Origin of the sequence: Mesorhizobium sp. M0676 (genome assembly GCF_040320535.1) — a bacterium.
Lineage (GTDB): Bacteria > Pseudomonadota > Alphaproteobacteria > Rhizobiales > Rhizobiaceae > Mesorhizobium.
The window spans coordinates 1-22626 of the sequence record NZ_JAMYPU010000051.1 but is presented as its reverse complement, the minus strand read 5'-3'; the positions used below and the strand labels follow the sequence as shown (position 1 = coordinate 22626).

19 protein-coding genes and 1 tRNA gene are annotated in these 22626 nt (G+C 62.0%); 2 read left to right on the top strand and 18 right to left on the bottom strand.

Annotated features, from left to right (window positions below; translation table 11 throughout):
• Positions 1-150 precede the first annotated feature (150 nt).
• The 3 genes from fusA to rpsL form a co-directional block, all read right to left on the bottom strand.
• Positions 151-2241 (bottom strand): elongation factor G, encoded by a 2091-nt coding sequence (gene fusA, locus NKI35_RS30195; RefSeq protein WP_023667430.1) that lies wholly within the window; start codon positions 2239-2241, stop codon positions 151-153.
• A 30-nt stretch (positions 2242-2271) separates the two neighbouring features.
• The gene (gene rpsG, locus NKI35_RS30190) at positions 2272-2742 is read right to left on the bottom strand and encodes a 30S ribosomal protein S7 (protein WP_008875664.1); all 471 of its coding nucleotides are present in this window, start codon (positions 2740-2742) and stop codon (positions 2272-2274) included.
• Positions 2743-2818: 76 nt separating this feature from the next.
• A complete protein-coding gene (rpsL, locus tag NKI35_RS30185) occupies positions 2819-3190 on the bottom strand; it encodes a 30S ribosomal protein S12 (protein ID WP_006333356.1) in 372 nt (123 codons plus the stop codon).
• Between the two features lie 494 nt (positions 3191-3684).
• Between rpsL and NKI35_RS30180 the strand changes: the two genes are divergently transcribed.
• A complete protein-coding gene (locus NKI35_RS30180; protein WP_023829547.1) occupies positions 3685-3966 on the top strand; it encodes a transcriptional regulator in 282 nt (93 codons plus the stop codon).
• 114 nt (positions 3967-4080) lie between these two features.
• Positions 4081-5016 carry a Gfo/Idh/MocA family protein gene (locus NKI35_RS30175; RefSeq protein ID WP_352742407.1) on the top strand — a complete coding sequence of 312 codons (936 nt, stop codon included), beginning with the start codon at positions 4081-4083 and terminating at the stop codon, positions 5014-5016.
• 46 nt (positions 5017-5062) lie between these two features.
• Here NKI35_RS30175 and NKI35_RS30170 read toward each other — a convergent pair whose 3' ends face one another.
• The 15 genes from NKI35_RS30170 to NKI35_RS30100 form a co-directional block, all read right to left on the bottom strand.
• On the bottom strand, positions 5063-5728 hold the full coding sequence (locus tag NKI35_RS30170) for an O-methyltransferase (protein ID WP_023713031.1): 666 nt from the start codon (positions 5726-5728) through the stop codon (positions 5063-5065).
• Positions 5729-5807: 79 nt separating this feature from the next.
• On the bottom strand, positions 5808-10004 hold the full coding sequence (gene rpoC, locus NKI35_RS30165) for a DNA-directed RNA polymerase subunit beta' (RefSeq protein ID WP_023667434.1): 4197 nt from the start codon (positions 10002-10004) through the stop codon (positions 5808-5810).
• Between the two features lie 147 nt (positions 10005-10151).
• The gene (gene rpoB / locus NKI35_RS30160; protein ID WP_023686024.1) at positions 10152-14288 is read right to left on the bottom strand and encodes a DNA-directed RNA polymerase subunit beta; all 4137 of its coding nucleotides are present in this window, start codon (positions 14286-14288) and stop codon (positions 10152-10154) included.
• A gap of 248 nt (positions 14289-14536) precedes the next feature.
• The gene (gene rplL, locus NKI35_RS30155; RefSeq protein WP_023667436.1) at positions 14537-14914 is read right to left on the bottom strand and encodes a 50S ribosomal protein L7/L12; all 378 of its coding nucleotides are present in this window, start codon (positions 14912-14914) and stop codon (positions 14537-14539) included.
• 54 nt (positions 14915-14968) lie between these two features.
• Positions 14969-15487, bottom strand: coding sequence for a 50S ribosomal protein L10 (rplJ, locus tag NKI35_RS30150; protein ID WP_023667437.1), 519 nt, complete (start codon positions 15485-15487; stop codon positions 14969-14971).
• 374 nt (positions 15488-15861) lie between these two features.
• Positions 15862-16560 (bottom strand): 50S ribosomal protein L1, encoded by a 699-nt coding sequence (gene rplA, locus NKI35_RS30145; protein WP_023667438.1) that lies wholly within the window; start codon positions 16558-16560, stop codon positions 15862-15864.
• Between the two features lie 4 nt (positions 16561-16564).
• A complete protein-coding gene (gene rplK, locus NKI35_RS30140) occupies positions 16565-16993 on the bottom strand; it encodes a 50S ribosomal protein L11 (protein ID WP_006333334.1) in 429 nt (142 codons plus the stop codon).
• Positions 16994-17165: 172 nt separating this feature from the next.
• On the bottom strand, positions 17166-17693 hold the full coding sequence (gene nusG / locus NKI35_RS30135; RefSeq protein WP_006333333.1) for a transcription termination/antitermination protein NusG: 528 nt from the start codon (positions 17691-17693) through the stop codon (positions 17166-17168).
• 27 nt (positions 17694-17720) lie between these two features.
• Positions 17721-17924 carry a preprotein translocase subunit SecE gene (gene secE, locus NKI35_RS30130; protein ID WP_023667439.1) on the bottom strand — a complete coding sequence of 68 codons (204 nt, stop codon included), beginning with the start codon at positions 17922-17924 and terminating at the stop codon, positions 17721-17723.
• Positions 17925-18411: 487 nt separating this feature from the next.
• A complete protein-coding gene (locus NKI35_RS30125) occupies positions 18412-18879 on the bottom strand; it encodes a hypothetical protein (protein WP_023716380.1) in 468 nt (155 codons plus the stop codon).
• Positions 18880-18952: 73 nt separating this feature from the next.
• Positions 18953-19417 (bottom strand): Hsp20 family protein, encoded by a 465-nt coding sequence (locus tag NKI35_RS30120; RefSeq protein ID WP_352742405.1) that lies wholly within the window; start codon positions 19415-19417, stop codon positions 18953-18955.
• Between the two features lie 428 nt (positions 19418-19845).
• Positions 19846-19921 (bottom strand) — tRNA-Trp (locus NKI35_RS30115).
• A 159-nt stretch (positions 19922-20080) separates the two neighbouring features.
• The gene (locus tag NKI35_RS30110) at positions 20081-20563 is read right to left on the bottom strand and encodes a group II truncated hemoglobin (protein WP_352742403.1); all 483 of its coding nucleotides are present in this window, start codon (positions 20561-20563) and stop codon (positions 20081-20083) included.
• 197 nt (positions 20564-20760) lie between these two features.
• Positions 20761-22260 (bottom strand): COG3904 family protein, encoded by a 1500-nt coding sequence (locus NKI35_RS30105; RefSeq protein WP_352742401.1) that lies wholly within the window; start codon positions 22258-22260, stop codon positions 20761-20763.
• Positions 22261-22542: 282 nt separating this feature from the next.
• Positions 22543-22626 (bottom strand): EF-Tu C-terminal domain-related protein (locus NKI35_RS30100; RefSeq protein WP_455749504.1); only part of this gene is annotated, 84 nt, incomplete at its 5' end.

Genomic DNA, 22626 nt, shown 5'->3' with positions numbered 1-22626 from the left:
TCAGCGACGTCTTGCCATGATCGACGTGGCCAATCGTGCCAATGTTCACATGAGGCTTGTTACGCTCGAATTTACCTTTTGCCATGTGATGTCTCCAATCTGCTCGCCCGTACGGGCCTTGAATTAAGTTACCGATGCAACCCGTTCAGGTTACGCGTATTTCTTCTGGACTTCCTGGGCGACCGCGGTCGGCACAGGCTCATAGTGATCGAACTGCATCGTGTAGGCCGCGCGGCCCTGGCTCATCGAGCGCAGGTTGTCGACGTACTTGAACATGTTGGCCAGCGGCACCATCGCGTTGATGACGACAGCCACGCCACGCGCTTCCTGGCCCTGGATCTGGCCGCGACGGCCGTTCAGGTCGCCGATGACGCTGCCGACATAGTCTTCCGGGGTCACGACTTCGACCTTCATGATCGGCTCGAGCAGCTGCACGCCAAGCTTGGGTGCGGCTTCACGGAAGCAGGCGCGGCCGGCGATTTCGAAGGCCAGAACGCTGGAGTCCACATCGTGGTAAGCGCCGTCGATAAGCGTCGCCTTGACGCCGATCATCGGGAAGCCCGCGAACGGACCCGACGACATGACGCTGTTGATGCCCTTTTCGACACCCGGGATGTATTCCTTGGGAACCGCACCGCCGACGATCTTGGTCTCGAACTCGAACTCCGAGCTTTCCGGGTTCGGTTCGAACACGATCTTGACGCGGGCGAACTGACCGGTACCGCCGGTCTGCTTCTTGTGGGTGTAGTCCTGCTCGTGCCTGCGGGTGATGGTCTCGCGGTAAGCCACCTGCGGCGCGCCGACATTGGCCTCGACCTTGAACTCGCGACGCATGCGGTCGACGATGATGTCGAGGTGAAGTTCGCCCATGCCCGAAATGATGGTCTGGCCGCTTTCCTCGTCCGTCTTGACACGGAAGGACGGATCCTCGGCAGCCAGGCGGTGAAGGGCGAGGCCCATCTTTTCCTGGTCGTTCTTGGTCTTCGGCTCGATGGCGATCTGGATGACCGGATCGGGGAATTCCATGCGCTCGAGGATGACCGGGTGCAGCGGATCGCTGAGCGTGTCGCCGGTGGTCGTGTCCTTGAGGCCAGCCAGAGCAACGATGTCGCCGGCAAAGGCTTCTTCGACGTCGGCGCGCGAATTCGCATGCATCTGCAGCATGCGGCCGATGCGCTCTTTCTTGCCCTTGACGGTGTTATCGACCGAGATGCCCTTGGTCAGCTTGCCCGAATAGATGCGGGCAAAGGTCAGCGAACCGACGAACGGGTCGTTCATGATCTTGAAGGCCAGCATCGACAGCGGCTCGTTGTCGTCGGCATGACGCTCGATCTCGGCGTCGGTCTTGGCGTCGACGCCCTTGATGGCGGGAACATCGGCCGGCGACGGCAGGTATTCGACGACGGCGTCGAGCAGCGGCTGCACGCCCTTGTTCTTGAAGGCCGAGCCACAGAACATCGGGTAGAACTTGACGGCGATGGTGCCCTTGCGGATCAGCGCGCGGATCTCGTCATTCGACGGCATCTTGCCTTCGAGGTAATTCTCGAGTGCCGTCTCGTCCATTTCGACAGCGGCTTCGATCATCTTCTCGCGGTATTCTTCGGCGCGAGCCTGCAGGTCGGCCGGGATCTCGACGACGTCCCAGGCAGCGCCCAGCGTCTCGTCGCGCCAGACCAGCGCGTTCATCTCGACGAGATCGACGACACCCTTGAACTCGGTCTCGGCGCCGATCGGCAACTGCATGACGACGGCATGCGCACCAAGACGCGAGCCGATCATCTCGACCGAGCGGTAGAAGTCGGCGCCGATCTTGTCCATCTTGTTGCAGAAGATCATGCGCGGAACTTTGTACTTGTCGGCCTGGCGCCAGACGGTTTCCGTCTGCGGCTCAACACCGGCATTGGCATCGAGCAGCGCAATGGCGCCGTCGAGCACGCGCAGCGAACGCTCGACTTCGATGGTGAAGTCGACGTGTCCGGGAGTGTCGATGATGTTGAAGCGGTACATCTTGCCGCTGCGACCCTTCCAGAAGGTCGTGGTGGCGGCGGACGTGATGGTGATGCCGCGTTCCTGCTCCTGCTCCATCCAATCCATGGTGGCAGCGCCGTCGTGGACTTCGCCGATCTTGTGCGACTTGCCCGTGTAATAGAGGACGCGCTCGGTGGTCGTCGTCTTGCCGGCGTCAATATGCGCCATGATACCGAAATTGCGGTAGTCTTCGATTTTGTATTCGCGGGCCATCGTGGATGCCTTCTCAGTCTCGTTCGCGCTTTACCAGCGGTAGTGCGCGAAAGCGCGGTTGGCTTCTGCCATCTTGTGGGTGTCTTCACGCTTCTTCACGGCGGTGCCGCGGTTGTTGGCCGCGTCCATCAGCTCGCCGGAGAGGCGGTCGACCATGGTGGTCTCGTTGCGGTTGCGGGCCGCGGCGATCAGCCAGCGGATCGCCAGGGCCTGACGGCGCTCGGGGCGCACATCGACCGGAACCTGGTAGGTAGCGCCGCCGACGCGGCGCGACCGGACTTCCACATGCGGCGCGACATTGTCGAGCGCCTGATGGAAGACGGTGACCGGCTCCTGCTTGGTCTTCGACTGAACCTGGTCGAGCGCACCGTAGACGATGGTCTCGGCAACCGACTTCTTGCCGTCATACATAACGGCGTTCATGAACTTGGTAACGATCAGATCGCCGAACTTCGGGTCCGGATTGATCTCACGCTTTTCTGCACTGTGACGACGCGACATGGCTTTTGTCTCTCAATCTCGTAGCCCGACGCATTCAAGCAGCGCCTGGGCCGGAAAATCTTACTTCGGACGCCCCTTACTTCGGACGCTTGGCGCCGTACTTCGAACGGCGCTGCTTGCGGTTCTTCACGCCCTGCGTGTCGAGCACGCCGCGGATGATGTGGTAGCGCACGCCCGGAAGATCCTTGACGCGGCCGCCGCGGATCATGACCACGGAGTGTTCCTGAAGGTTGTGGCCTTCGCCGGGGATGTAGCCGATCACTTCAAAGCCGTTGGTCAGGCGGATCTTGGCCACCTTGCGCAGTGCCGAGTTCGGCTTCTTCGGCGTCGTTGTATAGACGCGCGTGCAGACGCCCCGCTTCTGCGGGTTCTGCTGCATGGCCGGGACCTTGTTGCGCTTCACCGGCGCAATGCGCGGCTTGCGGATCAGCTGGTTGACGGTAGGCATTAAACCCTCTTGTCTCTCAATTCCGTGTCTCGCCCGGTCAGGGCCGCTCAAAGCGCCAATTCCATACGCAAATTCGGGCCATAAACCGCGCCTCGCGGTCCTGCCCGAACAAAATGCAGAGGAAGCGGGAACCGCTTCATGCGCGCCGGAAATGTCTTTTCGCTCGTAAAACGAACCCTGTTTGAGGCAAACTCCAAAGCGTGTCGCTTCGGAAGGGAGAGCCTCACATCGGTTCTGACTGGGCGGCTTCTACTCGCAAGACCGTGAACCGTCAACCCCGGCACGCCAAATATTGCGCGCCAAACCGGGCGTGGCAGCCATGCGGAAACCGCATGTAATTTTCTTTCGCCATTTTGCAATGGCAAGGAAGAAAGTAACCGGTCAGGCACGAAAGTGACCGGCTTTTGGCTGTCCTGCACCGGCGCTTCATGGCAAAAGGCGGCATGGACAGCCCGAAACCCCTCGCCCGCCCGAGTCTCAAGAGGAATCAGCCCGTGAACGACAATGAGGAGCGCCCGGTGACTATCATCACCGGCCGCGTCTGGAAAAAGAAGGGCGGCAAGCCGGAAGGCGTGCATGTGATGCTGGTCGCGCCCGATGACGATTCGGCCGTGCGCCGGGCGCTCGAATCGCTCGCCGCCGAAGGCTATGCCGAAGCTGAGCTCGACCAGATCGGCGATATGGAAGGCGTACCGGACGATGAGCCGCATCTGTCCGCCTTCCAGGGCGCGCTCGAAGGCGAAGTGTCGATCGTGACATTCGAAGTTCCGCTCTGAGTCGCAGGTGCGCTGACGGCTCGCACCTGTCACCACGCCGGCTTGCCCGGCACCGGTTCTCTGCTAAGAACCTGACAAAATCCAAGAACCAAAGTTCCTGCCCGCGGAGTTCCCATGCCTTCGAACAATGACCCCATCAAGCTCGGCATCGTCGGCGTGGGCAAGATCGTGCGCGACCAGCATCTGCCGGCGGTGGCCAAGGATGCAGATTACCGCCTGATCGCCGCCGCCAGCCGGCACGGCAAGGTGGAAAACATCCCCAACTTCCCAACCATCGAAGCAATGCTCGACGGGGTGCCAGACCTCGAGGCCGTGTCGCTCTGCATGCCGCCGCAATTCCGCTACGACGCGGCTCGCACCGCGTTGATGGCAAAAAAGCATGTCTTCCTGGAAAAGCCGCCGGGCGCCACCGTCAGCGAGGTCGAGGACCTGAAGCGGCTGGCGGACGCCAATGGAGTCACCCTGTTCGCCAGCTGGCATTCGCGCTACGCGCCGGCGGTGGAAGCCGCGCGGACTTTTCTGAAATCAGCCAAAATCAGCTCGGCGGCAATCGTCTGGAAAGAAGACGTCCGCCGCTGGCACCCGAACCAGGACTGGATCTGGGCGCCGGGCGGATTCGGCGTCTTCGATCCAGGCATCAACGCGCTGTCGATCGTGACCCACATCCTGCCGGCGATGTTCATCACCTCGGCCGTCCTCGACTTCCCGGAAAACCGCGCCTCGCCTGTGGCGGCCCACGTGACCTTCCGTACCTCGGATGGGTTGCCGGTGACCATGGAGCTCGACTGGCTGCAGACGGGACCACAGAGCTGGGACATCCTGGCCGACACCGACAAGGGCAAGATGGTGCTGTCCGGCGGCGGCACCAAGCTCGCCATCGACGGCAAGGTGGTTCACGACGAGCCGGAGGCCGAATATCCCCAGCTTTACCGGCGCTTCGCTGAAATCGTACCCGCCGGCGTCTCCGATGTCGATTTGGCACCCCTGCAGCACGTGGCCGACGCCTTCATGCTCGGCAAGCGCAATGTGGTGGGAGCGTTCTTCGATTGAACGATGAGTTCTGCCGGACCGCAGTCTGGACACTCACCATGCAGCCTTACTCGACGATCGCAATCGCAAACCCGTCATAGCCTTTGGCGCCGACGGTCTGGATGGCGGTGCCGTCCAGGCGCTTGTCGCCGCCGATGAAGGAAAACGCACCGCGTGCGCCTTCGACATAGGCATCACGGCCATCGTCGTTGAGCACGGTGCCGTCGCGGATGACATTGTCGCAGATGATGACCGTCCCCGGCCGCGACAGGCGCATGGCCCATGACAGATAATTCGGGTTGTTCGGCTTGTCCGCGTCGATGAAGATCAGATCGAACGGACCGGCATTTTCGGCAGCCAGCGTCTCAAGCGACTGAAGCGCGGGGCCGATCCTGAGTTCGACCTTGTCCGACACCCCTGCCCGCTCAAGATTCGAGTGCGCGACTTTTGCATGATGCGGCTCGAGTTCGAGCGTCACGATCTTGCCGCCGACGGGCAATCCCCTTGCCATCCAGATGGTCGAGTAGCCGCCAAGCGTGCCGATCTCCAGCACCTTCCTGGCGCCGCTGATGCGGACCAGCAGCGACAGCAGCTTGCCCTGCGCCGGCGATACGTCGATGGCCGGCAGGCCCTGGTCGCGGTTGGCCGCAAGCACCGCTTCGAGGATGGGATCTGCTTCGAAGAGAGAGGAAACGATGTAGTCGTCGACGTCAGTCCAAACCTTCTTGCTCATGTTTTCCTCGATTCGATTAGGGGTCAAAACGCGAAAAGGGGCCGCTGGGGCCCCCTTCCTTCTTCTCGTCCTACCGCGCTTACTGCGCGGCGTTGACCATGTCGGTCAGCATCGGCTCGGCGACCTCGACACCGGAGGCCTTGCGGCGCTCGTCGATGATCAGTTCGTCGCGCGAGGTGGCGATGCGCCGGATCTGGCTCATCGTGCCGCCGGTACCGGCCGGGATCAGCCGGCCGACGATGACGTTTTCCTTCAGGCCCTGCAGCATGTCGGTCTTGCCGGCAACCGCAGCTTCGGTCAGCACCCTGGTCGTCTCCTGGAAGGAGGCGGCCGAGATGAAGGACGGCGTCTGCAGCGAGGCCTTGGTTATGCCCAGCAGCACTGGCTGGCCTTCGGCCGGCTTCTTGCCGTCCTCGACCAGGCGCTCGTTGACCTCTTCCAGTTCGATCACGTCGACGTGGTCGCCCGGAATGTAGGTCGAGTCGCCCTGCACCGTGATCTCGACCTTCTGCAGCATCTGGCGAACGATCACCTCGATATGCTTGTCGTTGATCGACACGCCCTGCAGACGGTAGACTTCCTGGATTTCGTTCACGAGGTAGGAAGCAAGTGCTTCCACGCCCTTGATCGCCAGGATGTCGTGCGGCGCCGGATTGCCGTCGAGGATGTAGTCGCCCTTCTCGATGACGTCGCCGTCCTGGAGATGGAACGGCTTGCCCTTCGGGATCAGGTATTCGACCGGCTCAAGCGTCGAGTCATGCGGCTCGATGATGATGCGGCGCTTGTTCTTGTAGTCGCGGCCGAAGCGGATCGTGCCATCGATCTCTGCGATGATGGCGTGATCCTTCGGACGACGTGCCTCGAACAGTTCGGCAACACGCGGCAGACCACCGGTGATATCCTTGGTCTTGGCGCTTTCCATCGGGATACGCGCCAAAACGTCGCCGGGACGAACCTGCGAACCCGGCTCGACCGAAAGAATGGCCTCGACCGAGAGCAGGAAGCGGGCGTCGCCGCCCTTCGACAGCTTGCCGACCTTGCCCTTGGGGTCAAGGATCGCGATCGCCGGCTTGAGGTCGTTGCCGCGTGGCGTCGAGCGCCAGTCGATGACCTCGCGCTTGGTGATGCCGGTCGATTCGTCGGCCGTTTCCTGAACGGAAATGCCGTCGACCAGATCCTCGTACGACACCTTGCCCTCGATTTCGGTAAGGACAGGGCGGGTATAGGGATCCCATTCGGCGATACGCTGGCCCCGCTTCACCTTGTCGCCATCGTCCACGAAGATGCGCGAACCATAGGTAAGGCGATGCGAGGCACGCTCCTTGCCGGCTTCGTCGAGGATCAGCACCGCCATGTTGCGGCCCATGACCATCTGCTGGCCGTCCGAGTTGCGCACCACGTTGCGGTTGCGGATCTCGACCTTGCCCTCATACGAGGCTTCAAGGAACGAGCTGTCCACCACCTGCGCCGTACCGCCCATGTGGAAGGTACGCATGGTGAGCTGGGTGCCCGGCTCGCCGATCGACTGCGCCGCGATGACGCCGACGGCTTCGCCCTGGTTGACCGGGGTGCCGCGGGCAAGATCGCGTCCGTAGCAGACCGCGCACACGCCGATCCTGACCTCGCAGGTCAGTGCCGAGCGAATGCGGACCGACTGCACGCCGGCCTTTTCGATCTTTTCCACGTCACGTTCGTCCATCAGCGTTCCGGCCTTGACCAGAACTTCGCCCGAAACCGGATGCGTGATGTCGTCGAGCGAGGTGCGGCCCAGCACGCGCTGACCGACCGAAGCAACGACCTGACCGGCATCGACGATCGGCTGCATGGTGAGGCCCTTGTCGGTGCCGCAATCCACGGAGTTGACGATGCAGTCCTGCGCCACGTCGACCAGACGACGGGTGAGGTAGCCCGAGTTCGCCGTCTTCAAGGCGGTGTCGGCCAGACCCTTGCGGGCGCCGTGGGTCGAGTTGAAGTACTCGAGCACGGTCAGGCCTTCCTTGAAGTTCGAGATGATCGGCGTCTCGATGATTTCACCCGAGGGCTTTGCCATCAGGCCGCGCATGCCGGCGAGCTGACGCATCTGGGTGGGCGAACCACGCGCACCCGAATGCGACATCATGTAGATCGAGTTCATCGGCTTTTGACGGCCACTGTCCTCGAACTCGACGGCCTTGATGCGGGCCATCATCTCGTCGGCGACCTTTTCCGAGCACTTCGCCCAGGCGTCGACGACCTTGTTGTACTTCTCGCCCTGCGTGATCAGGCCGTCATTGTACTGCTGCTCGTATTCCTTGGCCAAAGCCTCGGTGTCGGAAACCAGCTTGATCTTGGCGTCCGGGATCAGCATGTCGTCCTTGCCGAACGAAATGCCGGCGCGGCAGGCGTGGCTGAAGCCGAGGGCCATGATGCGGTCGCAGAAAATGACCGTCTCCTTCTGACCGCAGTGGCGGTAGACGGTGTCGATCATCTTGGAGATGTTCTTCTTGGTCATCTCCTGGTTGGCCGTCTCGTAAGGCACATTGACGTTCTTCGGCAGCAGCTCGCCGATGATCATGCGGCCAGGCGTGGTGTCGTAGATTTTCGACACGACCTTGCCTTCGGCGTCGACCGTGCGGAAGCGACCCTTGATCTTGGAGTGCAGCGTCACCGCCTTGGTCTCGAGCGCGTGCTGGAGTTCGCCCATGTCGGCAAACACCATGCCCTCGCCCGGCTCGTTCTGATTGACGATCGAGAGATAGTAGAGACCCAGGACCATGTCCTGCGACGGCACGATGATCGGCGCGCCGGAAGCCGGGTGCAGGATGTTGTTGGTCGACATCATCAGCACGCGGGCTTCAAGCTGCGCTTCGAGCGACAGCGGCACGTGAACAGCCATCTGGTCACCGTCGAAGTCGGCGTTGAAGGCGGTACAGACCAACGGATGCAGCTGGATCGCCTTGCCTTCGATCAGGATCGGCTCGAACGCCTGGATGCCGAGGCGGTGCAGCGTCGGTGCACGGTTCAAGAGCACCGGATGCTCGCGGATGACCTCGTCGAGGATATCCCAGACTTCCGGACGCTCCTTCTCGACCAGCTTCTTGGCCTGCTTGACGGTCGAGGAGAACCCCTTGGCGTCGAGGCGGGCGTAGATGAACGGCTTGAAGAGTTCGAGCGCCATCTTCTTCGGCAGGCCGCATTGGTGCAGCTTGAGCTCCGGACCGGTGACGATGACCGAACGGCCCGAATAGTCGACGCGCTTGCCGAGCAGGTTCTGGCGGAACCGGCCCTGCTTGCCCTTCAACATGTCGGACAGCGACTTCAGCGGACGCTTGTTGGCGCCGGTGATGACGCGGCCGCGACGGCCGTTGTCGAACAGCGCATCGACGGCTTCCTGCAGCATGCGCTTTTCATTGCGCACGATGATGCCGGGGGCGCGCAGCTCGATCAGCCGCTTCAGACGGTTGTTGCGGTTGATGACGCGGCGATAGAGATCGTTCAGGTCGGACGTCGCGAAACGTCCACCATCCAGAGGAACCAGCGGGCGCAGGTCCGGCGGGATCACCGGAACCACCTTCATGATCATCCATTCCGGACGGTTGCCGGACTCCATGAAATTCTCGACGACCTTGAGCCGCTTCAGATACTTCTTCTGCTTCAGCTCGGACGTGGTCGAAGCCAGTTCCGAACGCAGGTCGCCGGCGATCTTCTCCAGGTCCATGCCGGCCAGAAGGTCATGAATGGCCTCGGCGCCGATCATGGCGGTGAACGAATCCTCGCCATACTCGTCGACGGCGATCATGTACTCTTCCTCGCTGAGCAGCTGGTGCTCCTTCAGCGCAGTGAGGCCAGGCTCCGTGACGATGTAGTTCTCGAAGTAGAGGACGCGCTCGATGTCCTTCAGGGTCATGTCGAGCAGCGTGCCGATGCGCGACGGCAGCGACTTCAGAAACCAGATGTGAGCGACAGGTGCCGCCAGCTCGATGTGGCCCATGCGTTCGCGGCGAACGCGCGACAGCGTGACTTCGACGCCGCACTTTTCGCAGATGACGCCCTTGTACTTCATGCGCTTGTACTTGCCGCACAGGCATTCATAGTCCTTGATCGGGCCAAAAATGCGCGCACAGAACAGACCGTCACGCTCCGGCTTGAAGGTGCGGTAGTTGATGGTCTCCGGCTTCTTGATCTCGCCGAACGACCAGGACAGAATCTTCTCAGGGCTGGCGAGCGATATCCGAATGGAATCGAACACCTGCGCCGGCGCCTGCGGATTGAAGAGATTCATGACCTCTTGGTTCATGCCGTTCTCCTTTTCGGGGTCCTCGAAAACCCCTTGCATCTAACGCGGGCCAAATGCCCGCTGAGTGGTCGGCCCACTGGCCGTAGAATTTGTTGCATCCGGTCGCGGCGTTCCGCGACCGGATGTCTTGCTTACTCGGCCGCGCCCCTATTCGGCAGCATCTGGCAGCCGGACAGGGTTGTCGTCGAGCTTGGTATTCTCCAGCTCGACATTGAGGCCGAGAGACCGCATTTCCTTGACGAGCACGTTGAAGCTCTCGGGAATGCCGGCCTCGAACGTGTCGTCGCCGCGCACGATCGCCTCGTAGACCTTGGTGCGGCCGGCGACATCGTCCGACTTCACCGTCAGCATTTCCTGCAGCGTGTAGGCCGCGCCATAGGCTTCCAGCGCCCAGACCTCCATTTCGCCGAAGCGCTGGCCACCGAACTGCGCCTTGCCGCCCAGCGGCTGCTGGGTAACGAGCGAGTACGGACCGATCGAACGCGCGTGGATCTTGTCGTCCACCAGGTGGTGAAGCTTGAGCATATAGATATAGCCCATCGTCACCTTGCGATCGAACGGCTCGCCGGTGCGTCCGTCATAGAGCTGCGACTGACCGCTGGTGTGCAGGCCTGCCTGCTCCAGCATGATGTTGATGTCGACTTCATGCGCGCCGTCGAACACCGGTGTCGCGATGGAGACGCCGCGGCGCATCTGCTCGCTGAGGCGAACGATGCTCTCGTCGTCATATTCGCGGACCGGCTCGTTGCGGTCGTTGGCCGGGATGAAGCTCTCAAGCGTCTTGCGCAACGGCTTGATGTCTCCAGCCGTCTTGTACGCGTCGATCAGCTCGCCGATCTTCTTGCCCATGCCCGCGCATGCCCAGCCCAGATGGGTTTCCAGGATCTGGCCGACATTCATGCGGCTCGGCACACCCAGCGGGTTGAGCACGATATCGGCATGCGTGCCGTCCTCGAGGAAAGGCATGTCCTCGACCGGAACGATCCGCGACACGACACCCTTGTTGCCGTGACGTCCCGCCATCTTGTCGCCCGGCTGCATCTTACGCTTCACGGCCACGAAGACCTTGACCATCTTCATGACGCCCGGAGGCATTTCGTCGCCGCGCTGCACCTTCTCGACCTTGTCCATGAAGCGCTGCTCGAGCGCCTTCTTGGAATCGTCGTACTGGCCACGCAGGGCTTCCAGTTCGCTCTGGAGCTTTTCGTTCTCCACCGCAAACTGCCACCACTGCGAACGTGGATACTCGTCAAGCGTGTCCTTCGACAGCTTCGAGCCCTTCTTGAAGCCCTTCGGCCCGGCAATCGCTTCCTTGCCGACGAGAACGTCGGAAAGACGCGAATAGACGTTGCGGTCGAGGATCGCCTGCTCGTCGTCGCGGTCCTTGGCGAGGCGTTCGATCTCCTCGCGTTCGATCGCCATAGCGCGCTCGTCCTTCTCGACGCCGTGGCGGTTGAAGACGCGCACTTCGACGACGGTGCCGAAGGTGCCCGGAGGCATGCGCATCGAGGTGTCGCGAACGTCCGACGCCTTTTCCCCGAAGATGGCGCGCAGGAGCTTTTCTTCCGGCGTCATCGGGCTTTCGCCCTTCGGCGTGATCTTGCCAACCAGGATGTCGCCCGGCTGCACTTCCGCGCCGATATAGACGATGCCGGCTTCGTCGAGGTTCTTCAGCGCTTCTTCCGAAACGTTCGGAATGTCGCGTGTGATTTCCTCCGGTCCAAGCTTGGTGTCGCGGGCCATGACCTCGAATTCCTCGATGTGGATCGAGGTGAAGACGTCGTCGGCCACGATGCGCTCAGAGAGCAGGATCGAGTCCTCGTAGTTGTAGCCGTTCCACGGCATGAACGCGACCAGCACGTTGCGGCCGAGCGCCAGATCGCCGAGCTCGGTCGACGGACCGTCGGCGATGATGTCGCCCTTGTTGACGCGGTCGCCCATGCGCACCAGCGGACGCTGGTTGATGCAGGTGTTCTGGTTCGAACGCTGGAACTTCATCAGCCGGTAGATGTCGACGCCCGACTTGCCGGGATCGAGATCTTCCGTGGCGCGGATGACGATACGCGTCGCGTCCACCTGGTCGACGATGCCGCCGCGGCGGGCGCCGATGGCGGCGCCCGAGTCACGGGCAACGATCGGCTCCATGCCGGTGCCGACGAACGGCGCTTCGGCGCGCACCAGCGGCACGGCCTGGCGCTGCATGTTGGAGCCCATCAGCGCGCGGTTGGCGTCGTCGTTCTCGAGGAACGGGATCAGCGCCGCGGCCACGGACACCATCTGCTTGGGCGACACGTCCATCAGATCGACGTTTTCGCGCGGCGCCATCATCACTTCGCCGGCGCTGCGGCAAATGACGAATTCGTCGACGAAACCACCATTCTTGTCGAGCTCGGCATTGGCCTGCGCGACGTGGTGCTTGGACTCTTCCATAGCGGAGAGATAGACGACCTCATTGGTCAGCTTGCCGTTGACGATCTTGCGGTACGGGCTTTCGATGAAGCCGTACTTGTTGACCCGCGCGAAGGTCGCCAGCGAGTTGATCAGACCGATGTTCGGGCCTTCCGGCGTCTCGATCGGGCAGATGCGGCCGTAATGCGTCGGGTGCACGTCACGCACTTCGAAGCCGGCGCGCTCGCGGGTCAGACCGCCCGGTCCAAGTGCCGACAAGCGGCGCTTGTGGGTGATCTCCGACAGCGGGTTGGTCTGATCCATGAACTGCGACAGCTGCGAGGAACCGAAGAACTCGCGCACGGCGGCAGCCGCCGGCTTGGCGTTGATCAGGTCCTGCGGCATCACCGTGTCGATCTCGATCGAGGACATACGTTCCTTGATCGCGCGCTCCATGCGCAGCAGGCCGACGCGGTATTGGTTCTCCATCAGCTCGCCGACGGAACGCACGCGGCGGTTGCCGAGATTGTCGATGTCGTCGATCTCGCCCTTGCCGTCGCGTAGTTCGACCAGCGTCTTGACCACCGCCAGGATGTCGTCCTTGCGCAGCACGCGCACGGTGTCCTCAGCCTTGAGCTCGAGGCGCATGTTCATCTTGACGCGGCCGACGGCCGACAGGTCGTAGCGCTCCGAGTCGAAGAACAGCGAGTTGAACATGGCTTCGGCGGTTTCAAGCGTCGGCGGCTCGCCCGGGCGCATGACACGGTAGATGTCGAACAGTGCGTCCTGGCGGCTCTCGTTCTTGTCGACGTTGAGCGTATTGCGGATGTAGGCGCCGACATTGACGTGGTCGATGTCGAGAACCTTGATCTCGCTTTCGCCCGTGCCGAGCAGCACCTTCAGCGTCTTTTCGTCGATCTCGTCGCCGGCTTCGAGGAAAATCTCACCGGTGCCGTAGTTGACGATGTCCTCGGCCAGGTAATTGCCGAGCAGATCCTCGTCGGTCGCCTTGATCGCCTTCAGACCCTTTTCGCCAAGCGCTCTTGCCTGGCGGGCGGTGATCTTCTTGCCGGCCTCGACGACAACTTCGCCGGTATCGGCATCGACGAGGTCGCCAACGGCCTTCAGGCCGCGGAAACGCTCGACGTTGAACGGGATGCGCCAGTGGTCGCCGGCGCGCTTGTAGGTGATCTTGTTGTAGAAGGTCGACAGGATTTCTTCGCCGTCCATGCCGAGCGCCATCAAGAGCGACGTCACCGGAATCTTGCGGCGGCGGTCGATGCGGGCGTGCACGACGTCCTTGGAATCGAACTCGATGTCGAGCCACGAACCGCGATAGGGAATGACGCGCGCCGCAAACAAAAGCTTGCCCGAGGAGTGCGACTTGCCCTTGTCATGGTCGAAGAAGACGCCCGGCGAACGGTGCATCTGCGAGACGATGACGCGCTCCGTGCCATTGACGATGAAGGTGCCGTTGAGCGTCATGAGCGGCATGTCGCCCATATAGACGTCCTGCTCCTTGATGTCCTTGATCGACTTTGCGCCGGTATCCTCGTCGATATCGAACACGATGAGGCGCAGCGTCACCTTGAGTGGCGCGGCATAGGTCAGGTCGCGCTGACGGCATTCGTCAACGTCGAATTTCGGTCCTTCGAACTCGTACTTCACGAACTCCAGCATCGAGGAGCCGGAGAAATCGGAGATCGGGAAAACCGACTTGAAAACGGCCTGCAGTCCCTCGTCCGGACGCCCACCCTTGGGCTCCGCCACCATCAGGAACTGGTCATAGGATGCTTTTTGAACCTCGATCAGGTTCGGCATCTCCGCAACTTCCGGAATCTTTCCGAAGAACTTGCGTACGCGTCTGCGGCCATTGAAAGTCTGGGTCTGGGCCATCGTCGCTCCTTAGCTATAAACTCGGGGCGAGCCTCGCCGCGGCTCACCTTGCATGCGCGGCCACCTCGGCGGCGGCCCCTGATCTGTTTCCCGCCGCCTGGCGGCGACGGCTAAAACGGGAGAAAACCCGTTTCCTGAAGGCCGGTTTCGGCCCTCAGGAAAGAGGTTCTCGTACATCTCGCGCTACGCATCCTCCCCTCTGGTGAAGGGAGTGGCGGACGGCGCGAGGCCGCCCGCCGCTTTTACGCTTACTTCAGGTCGACCTTGGCGCCGGCTGCTTCCAGCTGGGCCTTGAACTTCTCAGCGTCAGCCTTGGAAACGGCTTCCTTGACCGGCTTCGGAGCTGCTTCGACCAGATCCTTGGCTTCCTTGAGGCCCAGGCCGGTGATGGCGCGGACTTCCTTGATGACGTTGATCTTCTGAGCGCCTGCCTCGGTGAGGACGACGTCGAATTCCGTCTTTTCCTCAGCCGGAGCAGCAGCAGCGGCAGCGCCGCCGGCAGCGGCAACCGCCACCGGAGCAGCAGCCGAAACGCCCCACTTTTCTTCCAGAAGCTTCGACAGTTCGGCCGCCTCGAGGACGGTCAGCTTCGAAAGGTCGTCTACGATCTTTGCCAGATCAGCCATTGTTGTATTCCTTCATCAGGTTCGAACGTGTGTTTGTGATAGCGAGGAACGGCCTCATGCCGCCTCGTCCTTCCGGGCGTAAGCGCCGATGACGCGCGCGACCGAAGCCGCTGGCGCATTGACGATCTGGGCGATCCGGGTTGCCGGCGTGGCGATCATGCCAACCAGCCTGGCGCGCAGCTCATCGAGCGACGGAAGTGTGGCGAGTGCCTTCACACCGTCGGCGTTGAGCGAGGTGGTGCCCATTGCGCCGCCGAGAATGACCAACTTGTCATTTCCCTTGGCGAAATCGGACGCGACCTTCGGCGCCGCAATCGGATCCTCCGAATAAGCGATCAGCGTCTGTCCCTTGAACAGGTCGATGATCGATGCGGAGTCCGTGCCCTGAAGAGCGATTTTGGCGAGACGGTTCTTCGCGACTTTGACGGTGCCACCGGCAGCGCGCATTTTCGACCGAAGGTCGTTCATTTGCGCGACGGTGATACCGGCGTAGTGGGCCACGACGACTGAACCAGCGCCTGCAAAAGCACCATTCAGGCCCGTGACGAGTTCGCGTTTTTCCGCTCTGTCCACTGCCTATCTCCAGTTGACCCCTGCCCCGCTAGTGGGACAGGCGTCGGGTTGCCTTTTTGCCGGCCGGGCCATCCATTACAGATCTCCCGAACGACGCTCGAGGATCCTGCCCCCTTTCGCCACATCGACGGCAAGCCGGAGATGCGCAGACAAAAGGCAAACACGGTTCGAACCTTTCATTGGAGCTTGTCGCTCCGTTGTCCGGTTTTCACCCGTCTCATGCAGGCCCAATTCAATTAAGGCTTCTGGGCCGCCTGCAATCTCGGACAGGATGTCCGGAAGCCTCTCGACTTCCGGTACCGGGCCGCCGACAAGTCGGAGGCCCGGAATTCACTTGCGGATCAGCGCCTTGGCAGCCGATCCAGATGTTCGTATCAAGACGCTGCGAGCGTCGAGACGTCGAGCTTGAGGCCCGGGCCCATCGTCGAGGTGACCGACACCTTCTTGACGTAGTTGCCCTTGGCGCCAGCCGGCTTTGCCTTGGTCACGGCATCGGCGAAGGCGCGGACGTTTTCTTCCAGCGCCTTGACGTCGAACGAGACCTTGCCGACGCCGGCATGAACGATGCCGGCCTTCTCGACGCGGAACTCGACAGCGCCGCCCTTCGATGCCTTGACGGCGGCGGCGACGTCGGTGGTGACGGTGCCGACCTTCGGGTTCGGCATCATGCCGCGCGGGCCCAGCACCTTGCCCAGACGGCCGACCAGCGGCATCATGTCCGGCGTGGCGATGCAGCGATCGAAGTCGATCGTGCCCTTCTGGACGATGTCGACCAGATCCTCGGCACCGACGATGTCGGCGCCGGCGGCGCGAGCCTCATCGGCCTTGCCGCCACGTGCGAACACGGCGACGCGGACAGAGCGGCCGGTGCCGTTCGGCAGGTTGACCACGCCGCGGACCATCTGGTCGGCATGGCGCGGGTCGACGCCGAGGTTCATCGCAACTTCGATGGTCTCGTCGAACTTCACCGTCGAACGGTCCTTGAGCAGCTTCAGCGCCTCACCAAGGGCATAGGCCTTGTTGGGGTCGATGCCGTCGCGGGACTTCGATACACGCTTTGCAATCTTTGCCATGATCTCAGCCCACCACTTCCAGACCCATCGAGCGGGCGGAGCCCTCGACCATGCGCATGGCCGCCTCGACGTCGTTTGCGTTCAGATCCTTCATCTTCTGTTCGGCGATGGCGCGCACCTTGTCGCGGCCGATCGTGCCGGCCTTGATCTTGCCCGGCTCTTTCGAACCCGAAGTCAAGTTCGCCGCCTTTTTCAGGAAGTAGCTCACCGGCGGCGTCTTCATGACGAAGGTGAAGGACTTGTCCTGGTAATAGGTGATGACGACCGGGATCGGCGATCCCTTTTCCATTTCCTGGGTCTGCGCGTTGAACGCCTTGCAGAATTCCATGATGTTGATGCCGCGCTGACCAAGTGCCGGGCCGATCGGCGGAGACGGCGTAGCCGATCCCGCTTTGACCTGGAGCTTGAGCTGGCCTGCAATTTTCTTAGCCATCTCTTTCCTGCCTTTATCTCATGCCGGCCCCAGTATCGGGAACACCGGCGGTTGCAGTCTGGTGGTGCGGTCCGCGCGGCCGGCTAAAGCCGCATTCGCCTCCCACCCGTTCATGGCCGCGCGCTTTCCGCGCCGCCTCCCCTTGCCGGCGAACCGGCGCAGGGTTTTCGGATCAGCCCTTTTCGACCTGTCCGAATTCCAGATCGACCGGCACGGCGCGCCCGAAGATCGAAACTTCCACCTTGAGCCGCGCCCGCTCCTCGTCCACTTCCTGGACGAAACCGTTGAACGAGGCGAACGGACCATCCGAAACGCGGATCGCCTCGCCGATCTCGAAAGTGACCGAGGGCTTCGGCCGCTCGACGCCTTCCTGAACCTGGTTCAGGATGCGCTGCGCCTCGGCTTCGGTGATCGGCACCGGCTTGGAGTCACCGAGGAAGCCGGTGACCTTCGGCGTGTTCTTGACCAGCGAGAACACCGCATCGGTCAGATTGGCCTTGAGCAGCACATAGCCCGGAAAGAACTTGCGCTCGGCATCGACCTTGCGGCCGCGGCGGATTTCGACGACCTTCTCGGTCGGCACCACGATCTGCTCGATATCGGCGGACAGGCCCTTCTGCTTGGCCTTGTTCTCAATGTCCTCGGCGACCTTCTTTTCGAAGTTCGAATAGGCGTGGACGATGTACCAGCGCGCGGTCATTTCAAGACTTCTCCGTAATCGCCGGACTTAATGGCCGAGGCTCAGTAACCGCTCGATCGCGTAGCCCATGGCCACGTCGGCGGTGAAGAAAAAGATCATCGCGATGACCGCGAATACGAGCACCATCACCGTCGAGATCATCGTCTCCCGGCGCGACGGCCAAGTCACCTTGGCAGTTTCCGCGCGGACCTGCTGGAGAAAGACGAAAGGATTTGTGGTTTTCGAAGCCATATGCCGCTCTGTCTTCAAGACCCGTTGGCCGGGTCTCCTGGATGATCCCGCTGGCCGGGACGTGCCGCCTGGGTTCAAGTCGGCGCCGAATCAGCGCCATTTCGCCCATGCAAATCGGACGCGTAAAGCCGGCTTCCCAGCTCCACGCGTCGCGTGTCTGTTGTGTCTACATAAAACCGATTCTTGATCCACGCAAGTGGCAAGTGTCCGCTTTATGACCAAACGCCGCCTCGGAACCATCCAGTCGTCCCGTCCCGGCTATCGAGGCCTTATGCCTCAGTTCGCCCAATATGGCAAGCCACCTGCCCTTTTTCAATGCCGGACCCCAATTCCAGGAGGTGGATCCGGAAATCAGGCACGCGATTACAAGTTCGAGGAAATGGCGTTGCGGACGAACCTGCGACCTGCTGTTTTGGAAAGCAAATGAAGCACCCAAGGTTGGAATCCATCTGCCCCTGGCGAGGCAGCTGGATCAACCCAGGGTTAGTTAGGCACAGGCGAGTTCGACCCCGGCCACTGCGCCGATTCCGCATGGTGGGCGTGGGCGCGGCGCGATCACTGCCGGGCACGGGGGCGGGTCGTCGTCATCGTCGGGGCCGAAAGAACGGCCACGACGCCGCCAAGCTTTGAGACCGCTGCGGCGCGTGGAGGGTCGCCAAGGCAGCACCCGGCCTGAAGTCTCTTTCCCCAGCGTGGGTTTCTCATCCAGAGCCTTCAACGCCCTCAGAATCTGGTCGACAGGGATTACCGTGCCGTTGTCCAGGCGGCGCAAGGCAGGCTGGTTTTCCACCGCGCAGGCATCGGACGCCCACGAGGAAAGCAGTGCCCGCTTTTCTCCACGGCTGAGGCGTGGATGGTTGATGACGTCGTCTGGATTGTCGAGCAGGCACAAAGAAGTTTCAATTTTGCCCGAGCGTGCCGCAGAAAGTGTCGGTGTCTCGTAGAAGTTGTCCATCTCCATTCTCCGCAATCTGGGCCTCCCGGCCGAAGCCGGGAGGCGGACCGCAGGGATAACTGAATCGATACGATCAGGCCGCTTTGCGGGTGCGTTCCGTATCCTGGGCGATCTGCTTGCCGCCCACCTGGGCGTCGCCGGCCCCGATGCTGATGCGGCGCGGCTTCAGCTCTTCGGGAATCTCACGGACGATGTCGATGGTCAGGAGACCGTTCTCAAGGTTTGCTGCCTTGATCTTCATGTGGTCGGCAAGCTTGAACGTCTGCCTGAAACTGCGGTAGGCGATGCCCTGGTGCAGCAGCTGGCGTCCGCTCTGATCATCAGCCTTCTGGCCTACTACGACCAGTTCGGGTCCATGCTGGGTCAGCTCAACCTCATCCTGGCTGAAGCCTGCGATGGCCATCGAGATACGGTAATCGTTCTCGTCGACCTTCTCGATGTTATAGGGCGGCCAGTCCGGACGCGTGCCGCTGTCGAGCATGTCAAAAAGCCGGTCGAAACCGACGGTGGTCCGATAGAGAGTATCAAAGGTTCTCATAGCCACATCCTCCTTGAAGCAACATGGGTACAAGGGCGCCGCCCAGCAGCGCCGCCTCTTGCCAAGCCAATCGGCCTCGGCGGGAAACGAATTAGGAAGGCCCGAAAACGGGTTCAAGAGCCCTGTTCAGAAAATTTCAGAAGCCAGGCCAGCATCCCGCTTCCAATAATTCGCAGCCGCTGAAAAGCAGCTGGCGGCAGCAAAATAGGCCTATTCTGAATTGTGAACGCAAATGGCCATTGGCTCGCCAATGGCAGTTGAATCAAGGAAATCGGTTCGTGGAAATACGCCGACTTCGGCATTGCGCATCAGCGCTCTCGCTCTGCGCATGCCTTCGGAACGTCGCTCGTCGAGTACGCGGCTTCAGCCCAACCAAACGAGGAGCCAAAACAAGGCGTTTCTAAAATGCCGGATTCCAACGAGGAAAATGGCACGGGCAGCAGGGCTCGAACCTACGACCTGCGGTTTTGGAGACCGCCGCTCTACCAACTGAGCTATGCCCGTACGCGCGTTTCAGCGCAGGCGCTTCCTAAAAGCTTCCGGGCGCGCTGTAAAGAGTTGTCTGACGCGCTTTCAGATCCTTTGCCAAAATCCGAATAGGTGATGACCAGCCCGTCCCTGCCTATCTCGATTTTTCGCCTGCCTGAAGCCGCATGCCGGCGCTCAGCCCCCGGCCGGCGGCTTGTACGGCCCACCCGGCACGCCCCAGCCCCAGGCCGGCATCGGTTCGGTCTGCGGGTCGCAGGTCTCGCCGAGGGTGGAATTCATCTTGGCAAGCCGTGCCCCCCATTCGACATAGCCCATGAAGGCGGAACGGAATTCGGGATCGTCCGGCAGCCCGACCGCATCGGCGGCATCGGCAAGCAGGCTGATCCAGCGGCGGCGCTGTTCCTCCGTCAGATGCTTGCCCAAGTGATGCATGACCATCTCGCGATGGCCGCCATGCTGTTCGCTGTAGGTCTTGGGTCCGCCAAAAACCTCGCCGATGAAGGCCGCGACATGCGCGGGATGATCCGGCGACATGTGTTTGAACACTGGGCCGACCACCGGGTCGCGCGACACCTTGTCGTAAAAGGTTTCCGTCAGCCGGTTGAGGGCTTCGATGCCGCCGGCCCATTCGTAGAGTGTCGGGATGTCCTGGCTCATTGTCGATCCTCCGCCAGCCCGGCGCCGGCACGACGATAGCGGAAATCGCGCCCTGCTCAACCTGCCTCGATGGCGAGTGTGAACCCGCCGCGCTACAATTTGGCCGGCGCTTCGGCGTGATGTCGCTTGCCGGCGTCGCCTTCCTCGGCTCCAGCACGCCCATCCGACCCCTTTCTCTTCCATGACGATAGGCGCGATCAGCCATTGGACGACGGCACCACGCGGCAATTCTCAGGTTTCGGCGCCGACTTGCAGATGCTGGAACCCGTCAGCGCATCCACCGACTGGCGCCCGGTCGTCAGGCCAACCTTCAGCATCATGTCGGGTTCGAGCTGGCGCTCGACCGAACTGCCCTGGAGCGCCCTGAACAAAGCGGGGCTGATCGCCATCTCGTCGAGGTAGGACTTGACCGCCTGCTTCTGCCCCATCAGATAGAGGCTGAGCCGCGCCTGGGTACCGACAAGCCGCCTGGCGCCACCGGCCAGCATGAGCGCGCAGGCCGAATCGCAGTCGCCGTCGCCATCGACGCTCAGCCCGGCATAGGCGCCTTCCCTGGCCAGGCAATTCCACTCTGCCGGGTCGCAGCCGACGAAATCGGTGCGGGCAACGGCAACGTCGAGCTTCTTTTCATGGATGATCCGGCCCGCCGCCAGGGCGCCGGAGAGGTCGCCGCCTCGCGAGCTGATCACCATCGGCAGCCGCCGGTTGCCAAGCGTGGCGAGCAATTGGCTGAGTTTCTGCGGCGTCTGGGGCGTAATCGCGCCTTGCGCTGCAATCCATTCCGGGCAGTCGGGATTGCAGAGCGGGTTGCTGCCGCGAACCACGACAAAGCGCATGCCGTCATCGTGCGGCGCGCTCTCCGGCTTCAGCGGCAGCGGCGCAGCCTTTGCCACGTCCGGCAGGCCGCCGGCTGGCTTGTTCGCCGGTATTTCCCGGCAATTCGGAGCCGGAAGGTCCAGCCTGCACAGGCTTGCGCTGGTCAGCAAATCTGCAGCGTCGTCGCTGGTGACCAGCTTCATTGTCAGCATGTCGCTGAGGTCGATCTGCTGGATGTCGCTGGCCGGCGTGCTCTTCATCGTCTCGATGATGCTGAGGTCGACACCCATCTCCTTGAAATAGGCGGACAGCTTGCGCTCCACCCCCTTGCTCATCTCGTAGGTCTTGTAGCTCCCGGTGTTCTTGCGGCTGACGACCTTCTTGCTGATGACCCGCTTCTTGCCTTTCACGATCCGGTAGCGGACCTGATATTGCACGTTCATCTGCACGATCGTGGTGGTGATCTGGTGGACGCCGAGATAGGCCAGCGGCCCGACCAGGCGCCTGGTGCCGCCGGCCAGCATCATTGGACAAGCGGATGCGCAATAGCTGCCGAGCACATAGGGGCTGCCGATATAGTGCGCGCCTCTGGCGTCGTTCTCCTTGCAGTTTTTCACCCCTGGCTCGCAGCCGACGAACCAGGTCCTGCCGACCGCGATGTCGAGCTTGTTCTTGCGTATCATCCGGCCCATGGCGATGGCTGCATCGACATCGCCGCCGGGAGAGTTGATGACGATCGGCAATTTGCGGCCGCCGAGCGTTTTCAGGGCAGCCTTGAGCAGCGCCGGCGACTTGGCCGATATCGCACCCTCGGCCGATATCCATTCCGGACAGGTCGGCTCACAGCCCGCCGCGTCGCTGCGCACGACGACGAACCGCATCGGCGGATCCGGATCCGGCTCTGAATTTTTTGTCTCGGCCGCGAAGGCGGCGCTGCCCACGGCAAGCATCGACACCAGGCAGATCAGCCCCAGTGCCAACCATGGCCGACTATGCAAACGGTGCTGTGGAACCATCCGACCAAGCCCTCAACGCAATCTATACTGTAGAGGCTCACAGACTTGCAACAGAGATTGGGACCCCAAACAGGCACATCTGGCCAACGAAAAAGGGCGGCCCGAGGGCCGCCCCTATCCGTTTCGATCCGGCGATGCCGGGCTCGATTACTCTTTGATGGTGACGACGATGCCGGCACCGACGGTGCGGCCGCCTTCACGGATGGCGAAGCGCAGCTTCTCTTCCATGGC

What these genes read in the sequence shown, in the direction of transcription:
- fusA (WP_023667430.1), bottom strand. Translation starts at nt 2,241, where the DNA reads ATGGCCCGCGAATACAAAATCGAAGACTACCGCAATTTCGGTATCATG.
- rpsG (WP_008875664.1), bottom strand. Translation starts at nt 2,742, where the DNA reads ATGTCGCGTCGTCACAGTGCAGAAAAGCGTGAGATCAATCCGGACCCG.
- rpsL (WP_006333356.1), bottom strand. Translation starts at nt 3,190, where the DNA reads ATGCCTACCGTCAACCAGCTGATCCGCAAGCCGCGCATTGCGCCGGTG.
- NKI35_RS30175 (WP_352742407.1), top strand. Translation starts at nt 4,081, where the DNA reads ATGCCTTCGAACAATGACCCCATCAAGCTCGGCATCGTCGGCGTGGGC.
- NKI35_RS30170 (WP_023713031.1), bottom strand. Translation starts at nt 5,728, where the DNA reads ATGAGCAAGAAGGTTTGGACTGACGTCGACGACTACATCGTTTCCTCT.
- rpoC (WP_023667434.1), bottom strand. Translation starts at nt 10,004, where the DNA reads ATGAACCAAGAGGTCATGAATCTCTTCAATCCGCAGGCGCCGGCGCAG.
- rpoB (WP_023686024.1), bottom strand. Translation starts at nt 14,288, where the DNA reads ATGGCCCAGACCCAGACTTTCAATGGCCGCAGACGCGTACGCAAGTTC.
- rplL (WP_023667436.1), bottom strand. Translation starts at nt 14,914, where the DNA reads ATGGCTGATCTGGCAAAGATCGTAGACGACCTTTCGAAGCTGACCGTC.
- rplA (WP_023667438.1), bottom strand. Translation starts at nt 16,560, where the DNA reads ATGGCAAAGATTGCAAAGCGTGTATCGAAGTCCCGCGACGGCATCGAC.
- rplK (WP_006333334.1), bottom strand. Translation starts at nt 16,993, where the DNA reads ATGGCTAAGAAAATTGCAGGCCAGCTCAAGCTCCAGGTCAAAGCGGGA.
- nusG (WP_006333333.1), bottom strand. Translation starts at nt 17,693, where the DNA reads ATGACCGCGCGCTGGTACATCGTCCACGCCTATTCGAACTTCGAAAAG.
- secE (WP_023667439.1), bottom strand. Translation starts at nt 17,924, where the DNA reads ATGGCTTCGAAAACCACAAATCCTTTCGTCTTTCTCCAGCAGGTCCGC.
- NKI35_RS30125 (WP_023716380.1), bottom strand. Translation starts at nt 18,879, where the DNA reads ATGGACAACTTCTACGAGACACCGACACTTTCTGCGGCACGCTCGGGC.
- NKI35_RS30120 (WP_352742405.1), bottom strand. Translation starts at nt 19,417, where the DNA reads ATGAGAACCTTTGATACTCTCTATCGGACCACCGTCGGTTTCGACCGG.
- NKI35_RS30110 (WP_352742403.1), bottom strand. Translation starts at nt 20,563, where the DNA reads ATGAGCCAGGACATCCCGACACTCTACGAATGGGCCGGCGGCATCGAA.
- NKI35_RS30105 (WP_352742401.1), bottom strand. Translation starts at nt 22,260, where the DNA reads ATGCGGTTCGTCGTCGTGCGCAGCGACGCGGCGGGCTGTGAGCCGACC.